Origin of the sequence: Oerskovia sp. NPDC060338, from assembly GCF_042726295.1 — a bacterium.
Taxonomy (GTDB): Bacteria; Actinomycetota; Actinomycetes; order Actinomycetales; family Cellulomonadaceae; genus Oerskovia; species Oerskovia merdavium.
Genome location: NZ_JBHXCQ010000002.1, coordinates 147,020 through 166,338, shown reverse-complemented (window position 1 = coordinate 166,338; position 19,319 = coordinate 147,020). Strand labels below are relative to the sequence as shown.

16 protein-coding genes and 3 tRNA genes are annotated in these 19,319 nt (G+C 70.3%); 9 read left to right on the top strand and 10 right to left on the bottom strand.

Features of this window, described 5'->3' with window-relative positions; all coding sequences use genetic code 11:
• Positions 1–9 precede the first annotated feature (9 nt).
• A tRNA-Leu gene (locus tag ACFWGN_RS02825) sits at positions 10–92 on the bottom strand.
• A 292-nt stretch (positions 93–384) separates the two neighbouring features.
• Here ACFWGN_RS02825 and ACFWGN_RS02820 point away from each other — a divergent pair.
• From ACFWGN_RS02820 to pknB, 7 genes are read left to right on the top strand one after another with little or no spacing between them, the layout of a single operon-like run.
• Positions 385–1,089, top strand: a complete 705-nt coding sequence (locus ACFWGN_RS02820; protein ID WP_377615581.1) for an FhaA domain-containing protein — start codon at positions 385–387, stop codon at positions 1,087–1,089.
• A gap of 10 nt (positions 1,090–1,099) precedes the next feature.
• A complete protein-coding gene (locus ACFWGN_RS02815) occupies positions 1,100–1,624 on the top strand; it encodes an FHA domain-containing protein (protein ID WP_377615580.1) in 525 nt (174 codons plus the stop codon).
• Between the two features lie 6 nt (positions 1,625–1,630).
• The gene (locus ACFWGN_RS02810) at positions 1,631–3,043 is read left to right on the top strand and encodes a PP2C family protein-serine/threonine phosphatase (protein ID WP_377615579.1); all 1,413 of its coding nucleotides are present in this window, start codon (positions 1,631–1,633) and stop codon (positions 3,041–3,043) included.
• On the top strand, positions 3,043–4,650 hold the full coding sequence (locus ACFWGN_RS02805; protein ID WP_377615578.1) for an FtsW/RodA/SpoVE family cell cycle protein: 1,608 nt from the start codon (positions 3,043–3,045) through the stop codon (positions 4,648–4,650). The genes ACFWGN_RS02810 and ACFWGN_RS02805 overlap by 1 nt, the downstream gene beginning before the upstream one ends.
• Positions 4,647–6,110, top strand: a complete 1,464-nt coding sequence (locus ACFWGN_RS02800; RefSeq protein WP_191801779.1) for a penicillin-binding protein 2 — start codon at positions 4,647–4,649, stop codon at positions 6,108–6,110. Before ACFWGN_RS02805 ends, ACFWGN_RS02800 begins: the two co-directional genes overlap by 4 nt.
• On the top strand, positions 6,107–7,822 hold the full coding sequence (locus ACFWGN_RS02795) for a protein kinase (protein WP_377615577.1): 1,716 nt from the start codon (positions 6,107–6,109) through the stop codon (positions 7,820–7,822). Before ACFWGN_RS02800 ends, ACFWGN_RS02795 begins: the two co-directional genes overlap by 4 nt.
• Positions 7,823–9,886 carry a Stk1 family PASTA domain-containing Ser/Thr kinase gene (pknB, locus tag ACFWGN_RS02790; protein ID WP_377615576.1) on the top strand — a complete coding sequence of 688 codons (2,064 nt, stop codon included), beginning with the start codon at positions 7,823–7,825 and terminating at the stop codon, positions 9,884–9,886. It abuts the gene before it with no gap.
• Between the two features lie 130 nt (positions 9,887–10,016).
• Here the strand turns inward: pknB and ACFWGN_RS02785 are convergent, their stop codons facing one another.
• Together ACFWGN_RS02785 and ACFWGN_RS02780 are read right to left on the bottom strand one after the other, a co-directional pair.
• Positions 10,017–10,664 carry an aminodeoxychorismate/anthranilate synthase component II gene (locus tag ACFWGN_RS02785; protein ID WP_377615575.1) on the bottom strand — a complete coding sequence of 216 codons (648 nt, stop codon included), beginning with the start codon at positions 10,662–10,664 and terminating at the stop codon, positions 10,017–10,019.
• A 203-nt stretch (positions 10,665–10,867) separates the two neighbouring features.
• On the bottom strand, positions 10,868–11,704 hold the full coding sequence (locus ACFWGN_RS02780) for a DUF881 domain-containing protein (protein ID WP_191801948.1): 837 nt from the start codon (positions 11,702–11,704) through the stop codon (positions 10,868–10,870).
• 183 nt (positions 11,705–11,887) lie between these two features.
• Here ACFWGN_RS02780 and ACFWGN_RS02775 point away from each other — a divergent pair, with 183 nt between their 5' ends.
• A complete protein-coding gene (locus ACFWGN_RS02775) occupies positions 11,888–12,142 on the top strand; it encodes a cell division protein CrgA (RefSeq protein WP_056648075.1) in 255 nt (84 codons plus the stop codon).
• Positions 12,143–12,361: 219 nt separating this feature from the next.
• On the opposite strand, the gene ACFWGN_RS02770 is transcribed toward ACFWGN_RS02775, so the two are convergent.
• The gene (locus ACFWGN_RS02770; RefSeq protein ID WP_377615574.1) at positions 12,362–13,057 is read right to left on the bottom strand and encodes a rhomboid family intramembrane serine protease; all 696 of its coding nucleotides are present in this window, start codon (positions 13,055–13,057) and stop codon (positions 12,362–12,364) included.
• Positions 13,058–13,242: 185 nt separating this feature from the next.
• Entirely contained in the window at positions 13,243–13,782 is a 540-nt protein-coding gene (locus tag ACFWGN_RS02765) for a peptidylprolyl isomerase (protein WP_056648078.1), read from the bottom strand.
• Between the two features lie 150 nt (positions 13,783–13,932).
• Between ACFWGN_RS02765 and ACFWGN_RS02760 the strand changes: the two genes are divergently transcribed.
• Entirely contained in the window at positions 13,933–14,919 is a 987-nt protein-coding gene (locus ACFWGN_RS02760; protein WP_377615573.1) for a hypothetical protein, read from the top strand.
• A 148-nt stretch (positions 14,920–15,067) separates the two neighbouring features.
• Here the strand turns inward: ACFWGN_RS02760 and ACFWGN_RS02755 are convergent.
• The 5 genes from ACFWGN_RS02755 to gyrA form a co-directional block, all read right to left on the bottom strand.
• Positions 15,068–15,140 (bottom strand) — tRNA-Ala (locus ACFWGN_RS02755).
• Positions 15,141–15,171: 31 nt separating this feature from the next.
• Positions 15,172–15,291 (bottom strand): DLW-39 family protein, encoded by a 120-nt coding sequence (locus tag ACFWGN_RS02750; protein ID WP_210410998.1) that lies wholly within the window; start codon positions 15,289–15,291, stop codon positions 15,172–15,174.
• A gap of 30 nt (positions 15,292–15,321) precedes the next feature.
• Positions 15,322–15,395, bottom strand: a tRNA-Ile gene (locus ACFWGN_RS02745).
• Between the two features lie 127 nt (positions 15,396–15,522).
• On the bottom strand, positions 15,523–16,539 hold the full coding sequence (locus ACFWGN_RS02740) for a DUF3566 domain-containing protein (RefSeq protein WP_377615572.1): 1,017 nt from the start codon (positions 16,537–16,539) through the stop codon (positions 15,523–15,525).
• Positions 16,536–19,220: a DNA gyrase subunit A gene (gene gyrA, locus ACFWGN_RS02735; RefSeq protein ID WP_377615571.1), complete on the bottom strand. Its 2,685-nt coding sequence runs from the start codon at positions 19,218–19,220 to the stop codon at positions 16,536–16,538. The genes ACFWGN_RS02740 and gyrA overlap by 4 nt, the downstream gene beginning before the upstream one ends.
• Between the last annotated feature and the right edge of the window lie 99 nt (positions 19,221–19,319).

The window sequence follows — 19,319 nt, the reverse complement described above, 5'->3', positions numbered from 1 at the left end:
TACATCACGTGCGCGAGGGGGGACTTGAACCCCCACGCCCTTTCGGACACTAGCACCTGAAGCTAGCGCGTCTGCCATTCCGCCACTCGCGCGTGCCGCAGAAGATTATCACGAGAGCGGACCCAACCGTGCATCGGTCGGACGGCCGTCCTCGTGCGCTCTTCCACCTGCGCCCCGACCGGGCCAGAGCCCGGTGGTGCACCAGAGAGAACAGTAGCCGCTCCGCGGAGCGCCTCACGCCCGAGTCACCCGATCTCCCCGCGATCTCCCCCTCGATTCCGGGAGATTCCCGGCCCGTCGAGGCCCCGGGTCGTTACGATCTAGGTAGTCTGCCCGGGGACCGTGTACCCCGGTCGTGGGAACGTCGATGAGGGAGGAGGTGGCATGGGAGTCCTGGATCGTTTCGAGAAGGGTGTCGAACGCGTCGTCAACAACGCCTTCAAGGTGGGACGCAGCGAGGTCAAGCCTGTCGAGCTCGCGAGCGCTCTGCGTCGTGAGGTCGACGACCGGGCCGCGGTCGTGGACCGCGACCGGACCGTGGTGCCCAACCAGTTCACCATCGAGCTGTCACCGGACGACTACGCGCAGGTCGGCGGCTGGGGGGCCGAGTCGCTCGCCGACGAGCTCGCGGCCAACGTCACCGAGCACGCGGCGTCGCAGCACTACGCGTTCGTCGGCCCGGTCAGCGTGTCCTTCGAGCAGAACGACTCGCTCGACACGGGCCGTTTCCAGCTGCGCTCCGCGAGCGTGCGGGGGAACGTCGCACCGGCGACGGCGTCGGCCCCGAGCGCACGCCACCCTCTGGTGGACATCGACGGCCAGCGCTACCTGCTGACCGGTCCTGTGACCGTGATCGGCCGCGGTTCGGAGGCGGACATCGTCGTCGACGACCCCGGGGTCTCGCGCCGTCACCTCGAGATCCGGGTGACGCAGGACGGGGTCATCGCGACGGACCTCGGATCCACGAACGGACTCTTCGTCGAGGGCCACCAGGTCCCGGCCGCTACCCTGCTCGACGGGAACAGCCTGACCATCGGGCGGACCCGCATCATGTTCTGGACGGGTGCGCCCGAGAACGAGGAATGGTGATCCACCCCGCATGACCGAGCTGACGTTCACCCTGCTGCGGCTGGGCTACCTGGTCCTGCTGTGGGTGTTCGTGTTCGCCGCGATCGGCGTGCTGCGACGCGACCTGTACGGCACCAAGATCACGGCACGCAAGGGCAAGACGCGAGAGGACGGGCACCGTCCCGCGCCCACCGCCGGGCGCGGTGCGGCGGCGTCGGCCCCCTCGGCCCCGTCCCCGGCTGCCCCCGCGGCCCCGGCGCCGACCGGGCCCTCCCGGCTCGTCGTGACCGCGGGCCCGCTGCGCGGGACCACGGTCCCGCTCTCCGCGTCCTCGATCCTGCTGGGCCGCGCCCCGAGCTGCACCCTTGTCCTCGACGACGACTACTCGTCGTCCCGGCACGCCCGGATCTTCCCCCAGGGTGGCACCTGGTACGTGGAGGACCTCGGCTCGACGAACGGCACCTACATCAACGAGCAGCGCATCACCGGGATCCAGCCCCTCGCCCCAGGAGTGAGCGTGCGGGTGGGGCAGAGCATCGTCGAGCTGCAGCGGTAGCGCGCCATGAACATCGCACTCAGGTACGCCGCGGTCTCCGACGTCGGCCTCGTCCGGTCGAACAACCAGGACTCCGGGTACGCGGGTCCGCACCTCCTCGTCGTCGCGGACGGCATGGGCGGGCACGCGGGCGGCGACGTCGCGTCCTCGCTCGCCATCGCGGCGCTCGCGCCTCTCGACGGGGAGTCGCACGGGCCCGACGACGCCCTGTCCCACCTCGAGGCGTCGATCGACAGCGCGCGCCTCGACCTGGTCGAGCGCAGCGAGCTGACCCCCGAGCTCGCCGGCATGGGCACCACGGTCACCGCGATCCTGCGCAGCGGCAACGCCCTCGCGATGGCGCACCTCGGCGACTCCCGCGCCTACCTGCTCCGCGACGGCGTCCTGAACCAGGTCACGACCGACCACACGTTCGTCCAGCACCTCGTCGACACGGGCCGCATCACGCCGGAGGAGGCCGAGTACCACCCGCAGCGCAACGTCGTGATGCGGGTCCTCGGCGACTTCGACGTCGACCTCACACCGGACATGTCGGTGCGCGAGGCGCGCCCCGGCGACCGCTGGATGCTCTGCTCGGACGGCCTGTCGGGGTTCGTGAGCATCGAGACGCTCGAGCACACCCTGAGCACCGTCGCGGACACCGACGAGTGCGCCGACCAGCTCCTCCAGCTCGCGCTCCGGGCCGGCAGCACGGACAACGTGACGGTCGTCGTGGCCGACGTCGTCGACCTCGACACCCTGGCCGACGGCGCGGGTCCCTCCACCGTGCCGGTCGTCGTCGGCTCGGCCGCGATCGACCGCGACCGTCCCACCTCTGCGCAGGACGGCCCCGCGGCACGTGCGGCCACGCTCGTCGCCGCCGCGACGTCCGCCGGAGACTCCCCGGAGGCCTCTGCCGAGGATGCCGCGCACGCCTCCCAGGACGGTACCGACGCGACGGGCGACGACTCCGACGTGCGCCCGGGCAAGCGCCCGCGCCGCTGGATCGCCCCCGTCGTGACGATCGCGATCCTCGCTGTCGTCGGCGCGGGCGGCCTGTACGGCTACCGGTGGACGCAGGACCAGTACTACGTGGGCGTGTCCGACGGCCAGGTCGCGGTCTTCCGGGGCATCCCCACCAGCGCGGGTCCCCTCACGCTCTCGACCCCGATCGAGCTCACGGGGGACAAGGTCGACGACCTCCCGCCCTACGTCGTCGACCGGCTCACCGAGACCATCAGCGCCACGTCGTTCGACGACGCCCGTGACCGCGCGGCGCGCCTCGTCGCCGACGCCCAGGCCGAGACCGACACCTCCACGCAGGAGCCCGCGGGCACCGCAGCGACCACACCCCCGGCCGACACGACCACGGACCCTGCCGCCCCGGCCGACGGCACCGTGCCCCCCGAGACCACGACCGACCCGCCGGCGGCCCCCTGATGGCGACGGTCGAGCCCCACGAGGTGCGTCCCTCGCGGCGGGCCGAGGCGGGCCTGCTCGTGCTCGCCCTCGCCCTCGGCATCGGCGCCTACGCCTCCGTCGGCCTGTCGATGCTCGGCGAGCTGCCCACCAACTTCTACGTCTACAGCGCGGGCCTCGTCGCGCTCGCCGTCGTCGGGCACGTGGTCCTGCGCCTCAAGGCCCCGTACGCCGACCCGGTCATCCTGCCGGTCACGATCGCCCTCAACGGGATCGGCCTCGGGATGATCAACCGCATCGACATCGGCGGCAAGCTCGTCGGCAGCGACAAGGACCTCGCGTCCAAGCAGCTCATGTGGACGGCGCTCGGCGTCATCGCGGCGTGCGTGGTCGTGTGGCTCCTCAAGGACCACCGGACGCTGCGGAAGTACTCCTACACGGCCATGATCGTCGGCCTGGTGCTCGTCGTGCTGCCTCTGCTCCCCGTGATCGGGCGCAACATCAACGGCGCCCGCATCTGGGTCAACATCGCCGGCATGTCGCTCCAGCCCGCGGAGTTCGCCAAGATCGCCTTCGCGATCTTCTTCGCGGGCTATCTCGTGACCAACCGGGACACGCTCGCGCTCGCCGGCCCCAAGGTCCTCGGGCTCCAGCTCCCGCGCCTGCGGGACCTGGGGCCGCTCGTCATCGTCTGGGCCGCCTCGCTGGCGGTGCTGATCTTCGAGCGCGACCTGGGGACCTCGCTCCTGTTCTTCGGCCTCTTCGTGGCCATGCTGTACATCGCGACCGAACGCTTCAGCTGGGTCGCGATCGGTCTGAGCATGTTCGCCGTGGGCGCCGTCGTCGCAGCCTCGGCCTTCCCGCACGTGCAGGCCCGCGTCGACGTCTGGCTGCACCCCCTCGACCCGGAGATCTACGGCCGTGACCCGGGCGGCTCGGGCCAGCTCGTGGGCGGCATGTTCGGTCTCGCCAACGGTGGGCTCACCGGCACGGGCTGGGGCGAGGGCTATCCCCGCCTGGTGCCGTACTCGTTCTCCGACTTCATCTACACCTCGCTCGGCGAGGAGCTCGGGCTCACGGGCCTGCTCGCGATCCTGGTCATGTACCTCGTCCTGGTCGAGCGCGGTCTGCGCACCGCGATCGGCGTCCGCGACGGGTTCGGCAAGCTCCTCGCGGGCGGCCTCGCGTTCGTCATGGCGTGGCAGCTGTTCGTCGTCATCGGCGGGATCACCCGGATCATCCCCCTCACGGGTCTGACCATGCCGTTCGTCGCGCAAGGTGGTTCGTCCCTGCTCGCGAACTGGCTCGTGGTCGGGCTCCTGCTGCGCATCTCCGACAACGCGCGCCGGCCGTCCTCCCTGCCGGTGCGCGGCCAGGTCGCCCCGTCCCGCGCTGCCGAGCGCCCGGACACCGGCCCCCAGCCCGTCGTGGTCCAGGCCGGCGCCCAGGGTGCCGCCGACCTCGCGGACGGGCGCCCCGCCGTCGGGCAGCGTGAGCCCGCTGCCTACGGCGCGTTCCCGGACGACCAGCCCACGCAGGTCGTCCGCACGGCCCTGCCCGAGGTCGGTGGTGGCCCGGACACCGGGGCGACCGAGATCATCGAAGACACCGAGTGGAAGACCCCGTGAACGTCCCCCTGCGCCGAGTGGCGACCGTCGTGCTGGTCATGTTCCTGGCACTCATGGTCTCGACCACCTACATCCAGTTCGTCCAGGCGGACTCGCTCAACAGCGACTCCCGCAACGTCCGCCAGATCTACAAGGAGTACGGGAACTTCCGCGGCCCGATCGTGGTCGCGGGGGAGTCGGTGGCCCTCTCGACCCCCATCGACGACCCGTACGGCTACCAGCGCTCGTACACGAACGGACCCCTGTACGGCCACGTCACGGGGTTCTTCTCGATCGTCAACGGGACCAAGGAGATCGAGCGCACCGAGAACGAGTTCCTCAACGGCCAGGCCAGCACGCTGTGGATCGACCGTCTCCAGGGACTCATCACGGGCAAGAAGCCCCAGGGCGCGTCGGTCGAGCTCACGATCGACCCCGCGGCCCAGCAGGCCGCGTACGACGCGCTGGGCGACCAGCGGGGCGCAGTCGTGGCGATCGAGCCCTCGACGGGCAAGATCCTCGCGCTCGTCTCGAAGCCGTCGTACGACCCCAACCTGCTCGCGACCCACGACACCAAGGCCGCGCGCGAGGCCTACACCTCGCTCATCAACGCCGACGACGACCCGCTCGTGAACCGCGCGATCTCCGGCAACACCTACCCGCCGGGGTCCACGTTCAAGCTCGTGACCGCGGCCGCCGCGCTCGAGAGCGGCCAGTACACGCCCGAGACCGTGATCCCCGCACCGGACGAGTACCCGTACGCGAACTCGACCCAGACCATGAAGAACTTCGGCGGAGCGCGCTGCTCCCCGACGGGGGAGCAGACGCTGGCCGACGCGATGCGCATCTCGTGCAACACCGCCTTCGCGGACCTGGGCGTGACGCTCGGGGGCGACGCGATGCGTGACCAGGCCGAGGACTTCGGGTTCGACTCGAAGCTCAGCATCCCCATGACGGTCACGCCGAGCCACTTCCCCGACGCAGCGGTCACCGACGACGCGGGTCAGCTCGCGCGCGCCTCGATCGGCCAGGGCGACGTCCGCGTGACGCCTCTCCAGATGGCCATGGTCTCGGCAGCCATCGCCAACGGCGGCAAGCAGATGACGCCCTACACGGTCGCGACCGTGCGCGGCGCGGACCTCGACGTGGTCCAGCAGAACGAGCCCTCGCTCCTGCGCACGTCCGTCTCACCGACCGTCGCGTCCCAGCTCACCTCGATGATGATCAGCGTGGTCGAGGGCGGCTCGGGCAAGGCCGCGAAGATCGACGGCGTCCAGGTCGCGGGCAAGACGGGCACGGCCGAGCACCAGTCGGGTGCCGCCCCGCACGCCTGGTTCACGGGCTTCGCCCCGGCCGACAACCCCCAGGTCGCGGTCGCGGTCATCGTGGAGAACGGTGGGGACAGCGGCAACGAGGCCACGGGCGGCGCCGTGGCCGCACCGATCGCCAAGGCCGTGATGGAGGCGGTGTTGAACAAGTGAGGCCGGTCGAGGGGCTGTGGCTCGGCGACCGCTACCGCCTGGTCCGCCGCATCGCGATCGGCGGCATGGGCGAGGTGTGGGTCGCCAACGACAAGGCCCTCGGCCGTGAGGTCGCCGTCAAGGTCCTGCGCGAGGAGTACGCGGGCAACGAGGACTTCCTCGAGCGCCTGCGCACCGAAGCACGGAACAGCGCGGCCCTCTCGCACCCGAACATCGCGCAGATGTACGACTACGGCGAGCAGAACGCCTCGGGCTTCCTCGTCATGGAGCTCGTCATGGGCGAGCCCATGGCGGACCTGCTCGAGCGCGAGCCCGTCCTCATGCCGGCCAAGCTACTGCCGATCCTCGCGCAGACGGCGCGGGCCCTGCACGCCGCGCACCTCGCGGGGGTCGTGCACCGCGACGTGAAGCCGGGCAACATCCTGCTCGAGTCGCGCGGGATCGTGAAGATCACCGACTTCGGGGTGTCTCTCGCGGCGAACCAGGTCCCCATGACGGCGACGGGCATGGTCATGGGCACGGCCCAGTACCTGTCGCCCGAGCAGGCGATCGGCCAGGCCGCGACCGGCGCGTCGGACGTGTACGCGCTGGGGATCGTGGCCTACGAGTCGGTCGTGGGGAACAGGCCGTTCACCGGCACGACCCCGGTCGACATCGCGGTCGCGCACGTCAACGAGAAGGTGCCGCCGCTGCCCGCGCACGTGCACCCGTCGTTGGCCTCGCTCATCTACGCGATGCTCGCGAAGGACCCCAAGGCCCGTCCCATGCCCGCGTCCGCGCTGGCCCAGACGCTCGACGACCTGGCCGAGACCATCGCCCGCGACCCGTGGGGGGCCACGGCCCGTTCCGGCGCTGCCTCGGGGAGCAGGCGCTCGCGCCGGCCGCAGCCCGCGCGCCACGGGGCTCCGACGGCTCCGAGCTCGCCCACACCCATCGAGATCCCTGCCGAGCTCCGGTCGCGTCCGCTGCCCACGGTGCCCCCGGCCCCGGCGGCCGGGGGAGCAGGGCCGGCCACCTCCGGCTGGTCGGCGTACTCCGGGCACTCGGCGCTCTCGGCGCCGTCGGGCTACTCGGCGCTCTCGGCCCCCTCCGCGGCATCGGCCGCGTCGGTCGCACGCGACGACGTCCCGTACGACGACCAAGCCGTCCCCCCGCCGCCTCCGCCGCCCGCCCCCCGTTCGTCGTCGGAGGCTCCGCAGACCGGCCACGCCCTCCCCTGGGAACGCGCCGACTCGTCGGGCGGGCCGGAGGCCCCTGCGGTCCCGCGCTCGTACCCGCCCCGCCGGGAGATGCACGGTGCGGCGGCCTCGCGTCCGAGGCGCCCGGACGCCGGCCCGACGACGTCGCGCACCGCGGGGTCGTCGGCTCCCGCTCCCGCGGAGGCTCAGCCGGGCGGGGTGACGCGCGCCGAGCGACGCCGAGCCTCCCAGGAGCCGGCAGGCGGCCGCACCTCGACGACGACGGGCCAACGGATCGGCGGGTTCGCCAAGGGCTTGTCGTGGCCGCTCGTGGCCCTGCTGATCCTGCTGCTCGTGGTCCTCGTGGCGACTCTCGTCAGGGGTGGCGGGGACGGCACGGACGACGCGGGCTCGGTGACCGTGACCAGATCGTTGCACGCGTCCCAGGACTCGACGTCCAGCGATGGGATGATGCTCAGTACTGCGCCGGAGGCCTCTGCGTCCTCGGCTCCGACAACCTCGAAGGATTCCTAAGTGGTGGACAACGCTCCCCGGGTACTCGCCGGCCGCTACGAGGTCGGTGAGCTCATCGGCCGCGGCGGCATGGCCGAGGTGCACATCGGCCACGACACGCGCCTGGGACGGACCGTGGCGATCAAGATCCTGCGTTCCGACCTCGCGCGCGACCCGTCGTTCCTCGCGCGGTTCCGTCGCGAGGCACAGGCCGCCGCCGCTCTGAACCACCCGGCCATCGTCGCCGTCTACGACACGGGCGAGGACACCCACACCGAGCCCGGCGGTGGCACGGCGCACGTGCCGTTCATCGTCATGGAGTACGTCGAGGGCCACACCGTCCGCGACATCCTCGGCGACGGCCAGGCCGTCCCCATCGACGAGGCCATCGAGATCACGGCCGGTGTGCTGTCGGGGCTCGAGTACTCCCACCACGCGGGCATCGTGCACCGCGACATCAAGCCGGCCAACGTCATGATCACCCCCACGGGGGCGGTCAAGGTCATGGACTTCGGCATCGCGCGCGCTGTCGCGGACTCCGCGGCGACCATGACGCAGACCCACGCCGTGATCGGCACGGCCCAGTACCTCTCGCCCGAGCAGGCGCGCGGGGAGACGGTCGACGCTCGCAGCGACATCTACTCGACCGGCTGCCTGCTGTTCGAGCTGCTCACCGGGCGTCCGCCGTTCATCGGCGACTCGCCCGTCGCCGTGGCCTACCAGCACGTGCGGGAGGCGCCGGCCAAGCCGAGCGACCTCGCCCCCGACGTGCCGGAGGTCCTCGACCGCATCACGCTCAAGGCCCTCGCCAAGGAACGTACCGCGCGCTACAGCAGTGCCGCCGAGTTCCGCAACGACCTCGAGAACGCGGTCCGCGGCGGGCACATCACGGCCCCGGCCATCGGGGCGGCCGCAGCTGCGGCCGCCGGCGCCGTGGCAGGGGCCGCGGTCGCCGCGACCCAGGTCCAGCAGCCGCTCGAGAACGCGACCCAGGTCATGAGCCCGGCCGTCGCGACGCCTCCCAACCCGTGGGAGACCACGGGCGTCGCCCCGGCAGCGGTCCCTCCGGGCCAGCAGCCCGGCAACGGGCTGGCCGCCGAGGAACCCGAGGAGGAGCCGGCCAAGAGGCGCGGCCTGATGTGGGCCCTGATCGCGGTGGGTGTCCTGGCTCTTGCCGCGATCATCACCATGATCGTGATCAACTCACGCCCCGACGCCCCGGTCGACGTCGCCGTTCCTCAGTTCGACGCCTCGACGACCGAGGAGTCGGCCAAGCAGGCGCTCGAGGAGGTCGGCCTGGTGTACCTGTATGCGCGGGACACCGAGTCGACCGAACCCGAGGGAACCTTCACCAAGTCGGACCCCGAGAGCGGCACGGAGGTCCCCGAGGGCACCAAGGTCGAGGTCTTCTTCTCCGCCGGACCGGACACCGTGCTGGTCCCCGACGTCACGGGTCTGACGCAGGAGGAGGCGCACTCCAAGATCACCGCTGCGAACCTCGTGGTCGACCCGACGGTCGAGGCCGAGGACAACGGGACCATCAAGAAGGGTCTCGTGACCCGGACGGATCCTGGCGGTGGCGAGAGCGCCGCTGCGGGATCCACGGTCAAGATCTTCATCTCGAGCGGCAACGTGAGCGTCCCGGACCTGATCGGCATGACCGAGGACCAGGCCGTCACCGAGCTCGGCAAGCTGGGGCTGACCTCCGTCATCACGACCAAGGAGAGCGTCGAGACCGCGGGCACCGTCATCGACCAGACGCCCAAGCCGGGTCCCACCAAGCAGGGCCAGAAGGTCACCCTCGTCGTGGCCAAGGCCATCGTGCCCACGGGGCCGGAGAAGACCACGGTGCCCGGTGACCTGGTCGGCATGACCAAGGACAGGGCCATCGAGGCTCTCTACGCCAACGGGCTGAACCCCGGGAACGTCACCGAGAAGGAGTCTGCGGACGTGCCCAAGGGGCGGGTCATCTCGACCAGCCCCGGCGCGAACACGGAGGTCGACGAGGGGACCAAGGTGGACCTGGTCATCTCGAGCGGTCCGCCCACCGGTGGCGGGGACGACGACGGCACGTCCACCCCGTGACGCACTGACGTGGGGTCTCGGTCGGTCCGCTGACCCGACGCGCGTCGGCTCCTGAGACGAGGAGGGCCCGGCACCATCTGGTGCCGGGCCCTCCTCGCGTTCAGAAGCTGGTCGAGCCTCGCGAGGCTCGTCAGAGGCGCACGAGAGGGGCGAGGCCCTGCGCACGCTCGACCGCGTCGACAGACCCGCACACCGTCAACCAGTTGGCGAGCAGCAGGTGGCCCCCCTCGGTGAGCACGGACTCGGGATGGAACTGCACGCCGTGCAGCGGCAGGTCGCGGTGCTGCAGACCCATCACCACGCCGTTCTCGGTCGTCGCTGTGACGACGAGCTCGGCCGGGATCGTCCGGGGCACCACGGCGAGCGAGTGGTAGCGGGTCGCGGTGAAGGGCGAGGGGAGGCCGGCGAGCACGCCGAGGTCCTCGTGGACCACCGGGCTCGTCTTGCCGTGCATGAGCTCGGGGGCGTGCGTGACGGTCGCCCCGTAGACCTCGGCAAGCGCCTGGTGCCCCAGGCAGACACCCAGCATGGGCGTGCCGGACGCCGCGCACGCGCGGATCACGGCCTCGCTCTGCCCGGCTTCCTTGGGGGTGCCGGGGCCGGGGGAGACGAGCACGCCGTCGAACACACCGTCAGCGTCGCGGAACCGACCGTCCGCGCCCACGTCGGGGACCGCGTCGTTGCGCACGACCACGGTCCGCGCCCCGAGCTGGTTCAGGTAACCGACGATCGTGTAGACGAACGAGTCGTAGTTGTCGACGACGAGGATGCGGACCATCCCTTACCCACCTGTTCCTTCGGAAGTCGTTGCGTTGAAGCAGCCGGACGCCGCGCCGGGTGAGCGGCTCGTCCGGCGCGGCCGGACCCGGCCCCGCCTGCTCATCATTGTCCCTGCTGCGGGGTGCCGGCGGCTGTGTCCATACGGGTGCTCGCCGGCGGTCGGCACACGGGAAGCGAATCCCGTCGCCGTGTCCGACCCGGTCACGCGCCCTCGTCGGCCGAGCCGGCCACACGCGCGTACTTCAGGTCCGGCGCTCCCTCGAACACGGGCATGAGCAGCGAGTCGGACTTGTCGACCTTCCACCCCAGGCCGTACTCGTCCACGTACTGCTTGTAGATGTCGATCGCGTCGGAACGATCGAGCGCCTTCTGGAGCTGCACGGGGTCGCCCACCGCGGACACCGTGTAGGGCGGTGAGAACACCCGCCCGTGGAGGTTGAGCACGTTCCCGACGCACCGGAAGGCGGTCGTGGGAGTGACGCGCTGGCCCTGGAGAGTCATCGCTTCGGCGCCTCCCGCCCAGAGCGCGTTGATGACCTCCTGCAGGTCCTGCTGGTGGACCACGAGGTCGTCCACGCGCGCCTTGGAGTGGTCCTGGGTCAACGGGGCGTCGTCGAGCGTGACGCTGAGCCCCGGCCCCGTCACCGCGACCGCCCCGGAGACGATCCCGGTGCGCTCGACGAGCTCAGGAGACTCGGTCTCCGTCTGGCCGGTACCGGCCGCAAGCCTCGACACCTCGACCTCGAGGCCGACGACCTTCTCGGTCATGTCCTCGACCCGACGCTCCTCGCTCTGCACCAGGTCGGTCAGGTTCTCGGGGTGGCGCCCTTCCTGGCCCTGCGCGAGGCGTGCGCTGGCCGAGAACATGAGCCCCGAGAGGCCGAGCACCAGGAGCACCGTGACGCTCGACCGGATACGACGTGCTCGGGTGAGCGGCCGGGTCGCAGCCGTGACCGCAGGCTCGCCGGCGGTGGAGCTCGGAGCATCCTCGGCTCCTGCGCCCCCCGTGTCGTGCGTCGCTCCGTGACGGCGATCCATCTGGCTCACTCCCGGCTCTCGTCCACCTGCCCGTGCACACGCTATTCTGTCCGCCCACTACGCTAGATGACGAATGGCGTCGCCGTTCACGACGTCGCGCAACGGCGCTTCGTCCCACCCGACACAGCTCCTGCACACGACTGGTGCCAGGAACACGCATCCCGAGGACAGGAGCCAGCTCTCGTGCCCGAGTCGAAGTCCCGTAAGAAGCCCGCCAAGGTCAAGGCCCCGCAGGTGAAGAAGCCTGAGACCGGCAACCCGCGCTGGCTGGTACCGACCATGCTGACCCTGATGCTCCTGGGCCTGGCATGGATCGTCATCTTCTACCTCACGAGCGGTGGCCTCGGCCTGCCGATCCCGGCGCTCCACAACTGGAACCTGGTGGTCGGGTTCGTCCTGATCATCGCCGGATTCGCGCTGACCACGCGCTGGAAGTAGTTCGCTCGACGACGTGGAGCCCCCACGTCGGGCGGGCTCGGTCCACGAGAGGGTGGGGTCCGCAGAGCTGCGGACCCCACCCTCTTGCGTGCGCGCGACGCGCCGGGGCGTGGGACGGACGGCTGTCCACAGATCCCCCGACCTGTGGATAACTACATCGGTGTAGTTCCACACCTGTGAGTAACTCTGTGGATAACTATCCGAGATCGAGCAGTCTGCTCAGGACAGCACGAACTGTGGGGCCGAGCTGTACTTGAGGACGGTGACGATCACCAGGGTGACCGCGACCAGAACCGTGATGCCGATGCTCCACAGCCTGCGCCGTTCCTTGGGAGCGTAGGCGTACCCGGCCCCGAGGACGAGTCCCACGACGAGCCCGCCCAGGTGCGCCTGCCAGGCGATGTTGCTGACCATGAAGCCGATCGCGAAGTTGATCCCGATCAGGACGAGGATCTGGGCGGCGTTCCGACCCAGGCGCCTCAGGACCACGAGGATCGCACCGAAGAGCCCGAACACGGCCCCGGACGCACCGACGACCGGCGTGAACCACCCGCCGTCAGCCGTCGGCTGGGCGAGCAGCACGACCCCGACGGATCCTCCGACGGCCGCGAGGACGTACAGCGCGATGAAGCGCGCCCTCCCGAGCATCTGCTCGAGGAAGGGCCCGGTGATCCACAGCGCGTACATGTTGAACAGGATGTGGAAGACGCTCGTCGAGTGCAGAAAGGCAGCGGTGAGGAACCGGTAGGGCTGCACGTCACCGATGAACGGTGCGAACGCCAACCGCTGCGTCCACTCGCCCCCGGTGGCCCGCTGGAGCAGCCAGCTGACGACGCACAGCGCGATGATCGTCAGCGTGACGACCGGCCGCCCCGTACGGACGGTCCCGCCGAGGGCCGTCTTCGTCTGGGGCACCGCGCGGGCCTGTTCGCGCACGCAGTCGACGCACTGGACGCCGACCGCCGCCGGGCGCTGGCACTCGGGGCAGGCGGGACGTCCACAGCGCTGGCAGCGGACGTACGAGACGCGGTCGGGGTGTCGGGGACACACCGGGGCCGGCTGCGCCGGCCCCGGTGTCCCGAAGGCGGGGCCGGAGATGGTCAGTCCTCGATAGTGACCGAGGTGATGACGATGTCCTCGACCGGGCGGTCGCCCGGACGGGTCCGCGTCGCGTTGATCGCGTCCACGACCGCGCGGGACTCGTCGTCCACGACCTCGCCGAAGATGGTGTGCTTGCCGTTGAGCCACGGCGTGGGGACCGTCGAGATGAAGAACTGCGACCCGTTGGTGCCCTCGACCTCACCCGAGACCGGGTTGCGGCGAGACCCGGCGTTGGCCATGGCCAGCAGGTACGGGCGGTCGAACTGGAGCTCGGGGTGGATCTCGTCGTTGAACGTGTAGCCGGGACCACCCGTACCGGTGCCGAGCGGGCACCCGCCCTGCAGCATGAAGTCCTGGATCACGCGGTGGAAGATCAGACCGTCGTAGAACGGGTCGTTGCGCTCCGCGCCCGTGCGCGGGTCCGTCCAGGTCGTGGTGCCCTTCGCCAGACCGGTGAAGTTCGCCACCGTCTTGGGCGCGTGGTTCGGCAGGAGCTCGATACGGATGTCACCAGCAGTGGTGTGGAGGGTTGCGAACATGCCCCCATTCTCACACGGTCGCCTGTACCCCCGCCCTGTCGCTCGGCTCGTGTCCCGCACCACGGCGCGCTTGCCTCGCGAGCCCCCGGGCACGGTGGCAGAGTGGAGTTCCAGCGCCTACAGCCCGCACCACGAACACCTGGAGTCTCCATGTCCGACCGAACCCGCCGTTCCGCACGCGCCGTGACCGACACGATCGATACCGAGAAGCTCAAGGATCAGGCCGCTGAGGTCGCTGCGCTCGTCGGAGAGGCCGGCGCCAAGGCGCAGACGACCGCGGTCCAGCTCGCCGACCAGGCCAAGGAGGCCGCCGGTCAGGCCAAGGAGTGGGGCAGCCCCAAGGTCGAGGCGTTCGTCGAGTGGCTGACGCCTCGCGTCGAGAAGGCATGGCAGGACAGCGTCCAGGCTGCCGCACCACGCGTGGAGAAGGCGGCAGGGAAGGCGGCGCCCGCGATCGACACCGCGCACGACAAGCTCGTCGACGAGGTCCTGCCCAAGATCGTGGCGAGCTTCAACGCAGCGGCCGCGGCCGCAGCAGACGCTGCGTCCCGCGCGGCGGACGCAGCGGCGTCCGCCACGGCCGACTCCGCCGCCACCACCGAGACCCTGTCCAAGAAGGCCGCGAAGAAGGCTGCCAAGGCAGCGAAGAAGGGCATCGACGCCTCGGCCGCATCGGCCAAGAAGGCCGCCAAGGCTGCGCCCGCCAAGCTCACGGCGGCTGCTGAGGCTGCGGACCCGCAGAAGAAGAGCAAGGCTCTGTGGTGGGTCGTGGGTGGCGTGACCGCGGCCGGGGGCGCCTACGTGCTGTGGCGCCGTGCCCAGCCGACCACCGACCCGTGGGCCGAGCCCTGGGACCAGGTACCTGCCTCGACCTTCGACGACGCACGGGCAGCCGTGGGGAACGCGGCCGAGGCCGTCGGCGAAGCGGCCGGTGCAGCTGTCGCCAAGGGCCGTGAGACCGGCGAGAAGGTCCAGGGTGCCGTCGCCGACGCAGGGGACAAGATCTCCGGCAAGGTCCAGGACGCCGTGACCGATGCCAAGGAGGCCACGCGCAAGGCGACCGGACGTGCCAAGGACGCGGCGTCGTCGGGCACCGACGAAAGCACCGAGGGCGACGACAAGAAGCCGACGGCCTGACACCTGCGAGAGAACGTGAGGGGCTCGTCCGGTCTCGCCGGGCGGGCCCCTCTCAGGTATGCCGCTGCCTCCGGGCGACCGAGACGTCCGGGGTACGCAGAAGGCCGCCGACCAGGTCATGGACCCGGCCGACGGCCTTCTCACTGTGTGGAGCCAGGGGGACTCGAACCCCCAACCCCCTGCTTGCAAAGCAGGTGCGCTACCAATTGCGCCATGGCCCCAGAACGCTCGGAACCGACGTGCAGAGAACCGTCACTCGAAAGTGTCGGTGACCTCTGCCCAGAGATCGCGCTCGTTGTTGTCCTCGGACACCTTGCGCCAGATCAAGAATCCAGCACCAGCAACGAGCAGCAGTACGAAGAACTTCTTCATGACGTTCCCCCTCGGGTGGGTTTCCGGCAGTGGGCCTAAGAGGACTTGAACCTCTGACCTCTTCCTTATCAGGGAAGCGCTCTAACCGTCTGAGCTATAGGCCCTTGCTGTGCTGCGGCAGCGCTTGAGACTATCGCACTTCTCGGGTGGTACCCAAACCGGGACATCGTCGGGAGCCGTGCAGGACGCCCCACGGCCTGCGACGACGCCCCGGTCAGGGGACGTTTTGCCCTAGTCGTCCGTCATCGTGAGGTGGATTCCGCCCACCATCGCGGCAACCAGGTTGTAGATGAACGCCATGATCGTGGACAGCGCTGTGATCAGCACCATATTCACGATCGCGATCAGGGTGGCGAGCGCGACGACCCGGTTGAACTCCACGAACTGGAGCACGTCGACCGGGCTCTCCTTGCCGACGATGCTCTCCACCAGGGAGTTCACCTCGGTGAAGACGCCCATGCCGTCCAGCACGGTCCAGAAGACCGCGGTCGCGACGACCGTCATGATCCCGATCGCCACGGCCAGCAGGAACGACAGCTTCATGACCGACCACGGGTCGACCCGCGACACCGTCAGACGGACCCTGCGGGGGCCGTCGGACGCCGGTCGCGCGGCGGGCGTCGCCCCCGTCGAGGGCGCAGGAGCAGCCGCGGTGGCCGTCGCAGCGGCCGGAGCCGCTGGAGTGGTTCCCGTCACCGGACGGGCCGTCCCGCTGAAGCCGGCGGCCGTGTAGTGCATCGCGGGGACCTCCTGCGTACCGCCAGGAGCCGTGGTGCTCGTCGAGCTCTTCGTCACGCGCGGCACCGTTCGGTCGTCGATCTCGGTCGTGGACTGTGGAGCAGGAGCCGCCGGGGCGGCAGCTGCAGGCGCCGGGCTCGCCGCCGGCTTGGCGGTCGCCGGCTTGGCGGTCGCCGGAGCCGGGTCGGACAGCTTCTTGGCGGCAGCCTTGGCCGTCGCCATGGCGGCCGCGGCGGCCTTGAGCGCACCGGAGCGCGCCGTGCCGCCGTTCGACTCGGGGGGCGGCGGCACGGGAGCCTCGGTCCCGCCCGACGACGCCGCTCCCGTCGCAGGAGGCGGCGGCACCGGGGCGTTCGCCCCGGCCTGCGCGCCGCTGGTCGTCCCGCCCCCTGCGGGCCGTGCCGTGCCGTTGGTCGCCGCAGGGCGGCTCGCGGTGCCCGTCACGTCGTCAGGACGCGGGGTCACCACCTTCGGCACGATCGTCGGCGGGGACTTCTTCTCGCTGCTCATCTACCATCCTCGGTGGCTCCGGGGGCCGCTTCCGACGAAGCCTCCTGCCCGGTGGTGCTGGCGGGAGAGGCGACGTCAGGCTGCCCCTGCTCGGATGCTTCCTCGTCCACGGTATCCCGATCCTCCCCCAGTCGACGTTCGACATTACGGGCAACGGCGATGATCTTGTCGTTCTTGTCCGGCTTGGCGAAGATCACGCCCTGCGACGTACGACCCGTCGGCTTGACCTCGTCGACGGACGACCTGACGATCTTCCCCCGTTCCATGATGACGAGCACCTCGTCGTCGGCGTCGACCACGAGCGCGCCGACCAGGTCACCGTTGCGCTCGGGCAGGTTGGCGACCTTGATCCCGAACCCGTTGCGACCCTGGACGCGGTAGTTGTCCTCCGTGAGCTGGGTCCGCTTGGCGATGCCGCCCTCGGTGACCGTGAAGAGGAACGCGTCGTCCCGGACAACGTCCATGGCCAGGAGGTCGTCCTCGTCACGGAACTTCATGCCCGTCACACCCGACGTGGACCGGCCGAGGGGACGCATGGCGTCGTCGTCGGCCGTGAAGCGGGTCGACTGTCCCTTGCGCGAGACCAGGATCAGGTCGTCCGTCGCGTCGACCAGCCGGGCGGAGACCAGCTCGTCGGTGTTGCCGTCCTCGTCCTCGCGCAGGTTGATCGCGATGAGACCGCCCGAGCGCGGCGAGTTGTACTCCGCGAGGCGCGTCTTCTTGACCAGACCGCGACGGGTCGCGAGCACCAGGTACTCCGCGGCGTCGTAGTCGCGCAGGTCCAGGACCTGGGCGATCTTCTCTCCGGGCTGGAACGCCAGGAGGTTCGCGACGTGCTGGCCCTTGGCGTCGCGCCCGCCCTCGGGCAGCTCGTACGCCTTGGCCCGGTACACCCGGCCGAGGTTCGTGAAGAACAGGAGCCAGTGGTGCGTCGTCGTGACGAAGAAGTGGTCGACGATGTCGTCCTCGCGCAGCTGCGCGCCGCGCACGCCCTTGCCGCCGCGCTTCTGCTGACGGTAGTTGTCGCTGCGCGTGCGCTTGGCGTAGCCACCGCGCGTGATCGTGACGACGACCTCCTCCTCGGCGATGAGGTCCTCGATCGACACCTCTCCGTCGTAGGGCAGGATCGTCGTGCGACGCTCGTCGCCGTACCGGGCCACGATCTCCTCGAGCTCGTCGCCCACGATCTGACGCTGGCGCTCGGGACGGGCCAGGATGTCGTTGAGGTCCTTGATCGCGGCCTCGAGCTCGGCGTACTCGTCGATGAGCTTCTGCCGCTCCATGGCCGCGAGGGCGCGCAGCTGGAGGGTCAGGATGGCGCGGGCCTGGACCTCGTCGACCTCGAGCAGCGCCATGAGGCCCTCTCGGGCGTCCTCGACCGTGGCCGAACCACGGATGAGCGCGATGACCGCGTCGAGCGCGTCGAGCGCCTTGAGGTAGCCGCGCACGATGTGCGCCCGCTCCTCCTTGGCGCGCAGGTCGAACCGGGCGCGGCGCATGACGACGTCCATCTGGTGCGTCGTCCAGTGCCGGACGAACGCGTCGATGCTCAGCGTGCGCGGCACGCCGTCGACCAGCGCGAGCATGTTCGCGCCGAAGTTCTCCTGGAGGGACGTGTGCTTGTACAGGTTGTTCAGGACGACCTTCGCGACCGCGTCGCGCTTGAGCACGATCACGAGGCGCTGCCCCGTACGACCGGACGTCTCGTCGCGGATGTCCGCGATGCCCTGGACCTTGCCGTCCTTGACCAGGTCCGCGATGCGCAGCGCCAGGTTGTCGGGGTTGACCTGGTAGGGGAGCTCGGTGATGACGAGGCAGATCCGGTTCTGGATCTCCTCGACGTTGACGACCGCGCGCATGGTGATGGATCCACGACCCGTGCGGTACGCCTCCTCGATGCCCTTGTGGCCGAGGATCGTCGCGCCGGTCGGGAAGTCCGGGCCCTTGATCTTGGTCAGCAGGACCTCGAGGAGCTCCTCCTTGGAGGCCTCCGGGTGCTCGAGGTGCCACTTCACGCCGTCCGCGACCTCACGGAGGTTGTGCGGGGGGATGTTCGTCGCCATGCCCACCGCGATACCGGCCGAGCCGTTGACCAGCAGGTTCGGGAACCGCGAGGGCAGGACGACGGGTTCCTGGGTACGGCCGTCGTAGTTGTCCTGGAAGTCGACGGTCTCCTTGTCGATGTCCCGGACCATCTCCGTGGCCAGCGGCGCCATGCGGCACTCGGTGTATCGAGGGGCCGCGGCCGGGTCGTTGCCAGGAGACCCGAAGTTCCCCTGGCCGGCAGCGAGCGGGTAGCGCAGCGACCAGTCCTGGACCAGGCGGACCAGGGCGTCGTAGATCGACGTGTCACCGTGCGGGTGGAACTTTCCCATGACGTCACCGACGACACGGCTGCACTTGGAGAACGCACGGTCGGGGCGGTAGCCGCCGTCGTGCATCGCGTACAGCACGCGACGGTGGACGGGCTTGAGGCCGTCACGCACGTCGGGGAGCGCTCGTCCGACGATGACGCTCATGGCGTAGTCGAGGTACGAGCGCTGCATCTCGAGCTGCAGGTCCACCTGTGCGATCCGGCCGTGCTGCACCGCGACCGCGCCGTCGGCCCCCAGCGTCACCTCGGTCCCGTCCCCGGGAAGGGTCCCCTGGTTCTCGTCCTGCTCGGGAGTCTCGTCCGTCACCGTCGTCTACCTCGTCCTGTCGTGGTCCTGCTGTGTGGTGAAGCTGTCGTCACGGCCCGGCGGAAGCGCGCCCGCTCGACCGTGAAGGTCCCGGGGCCG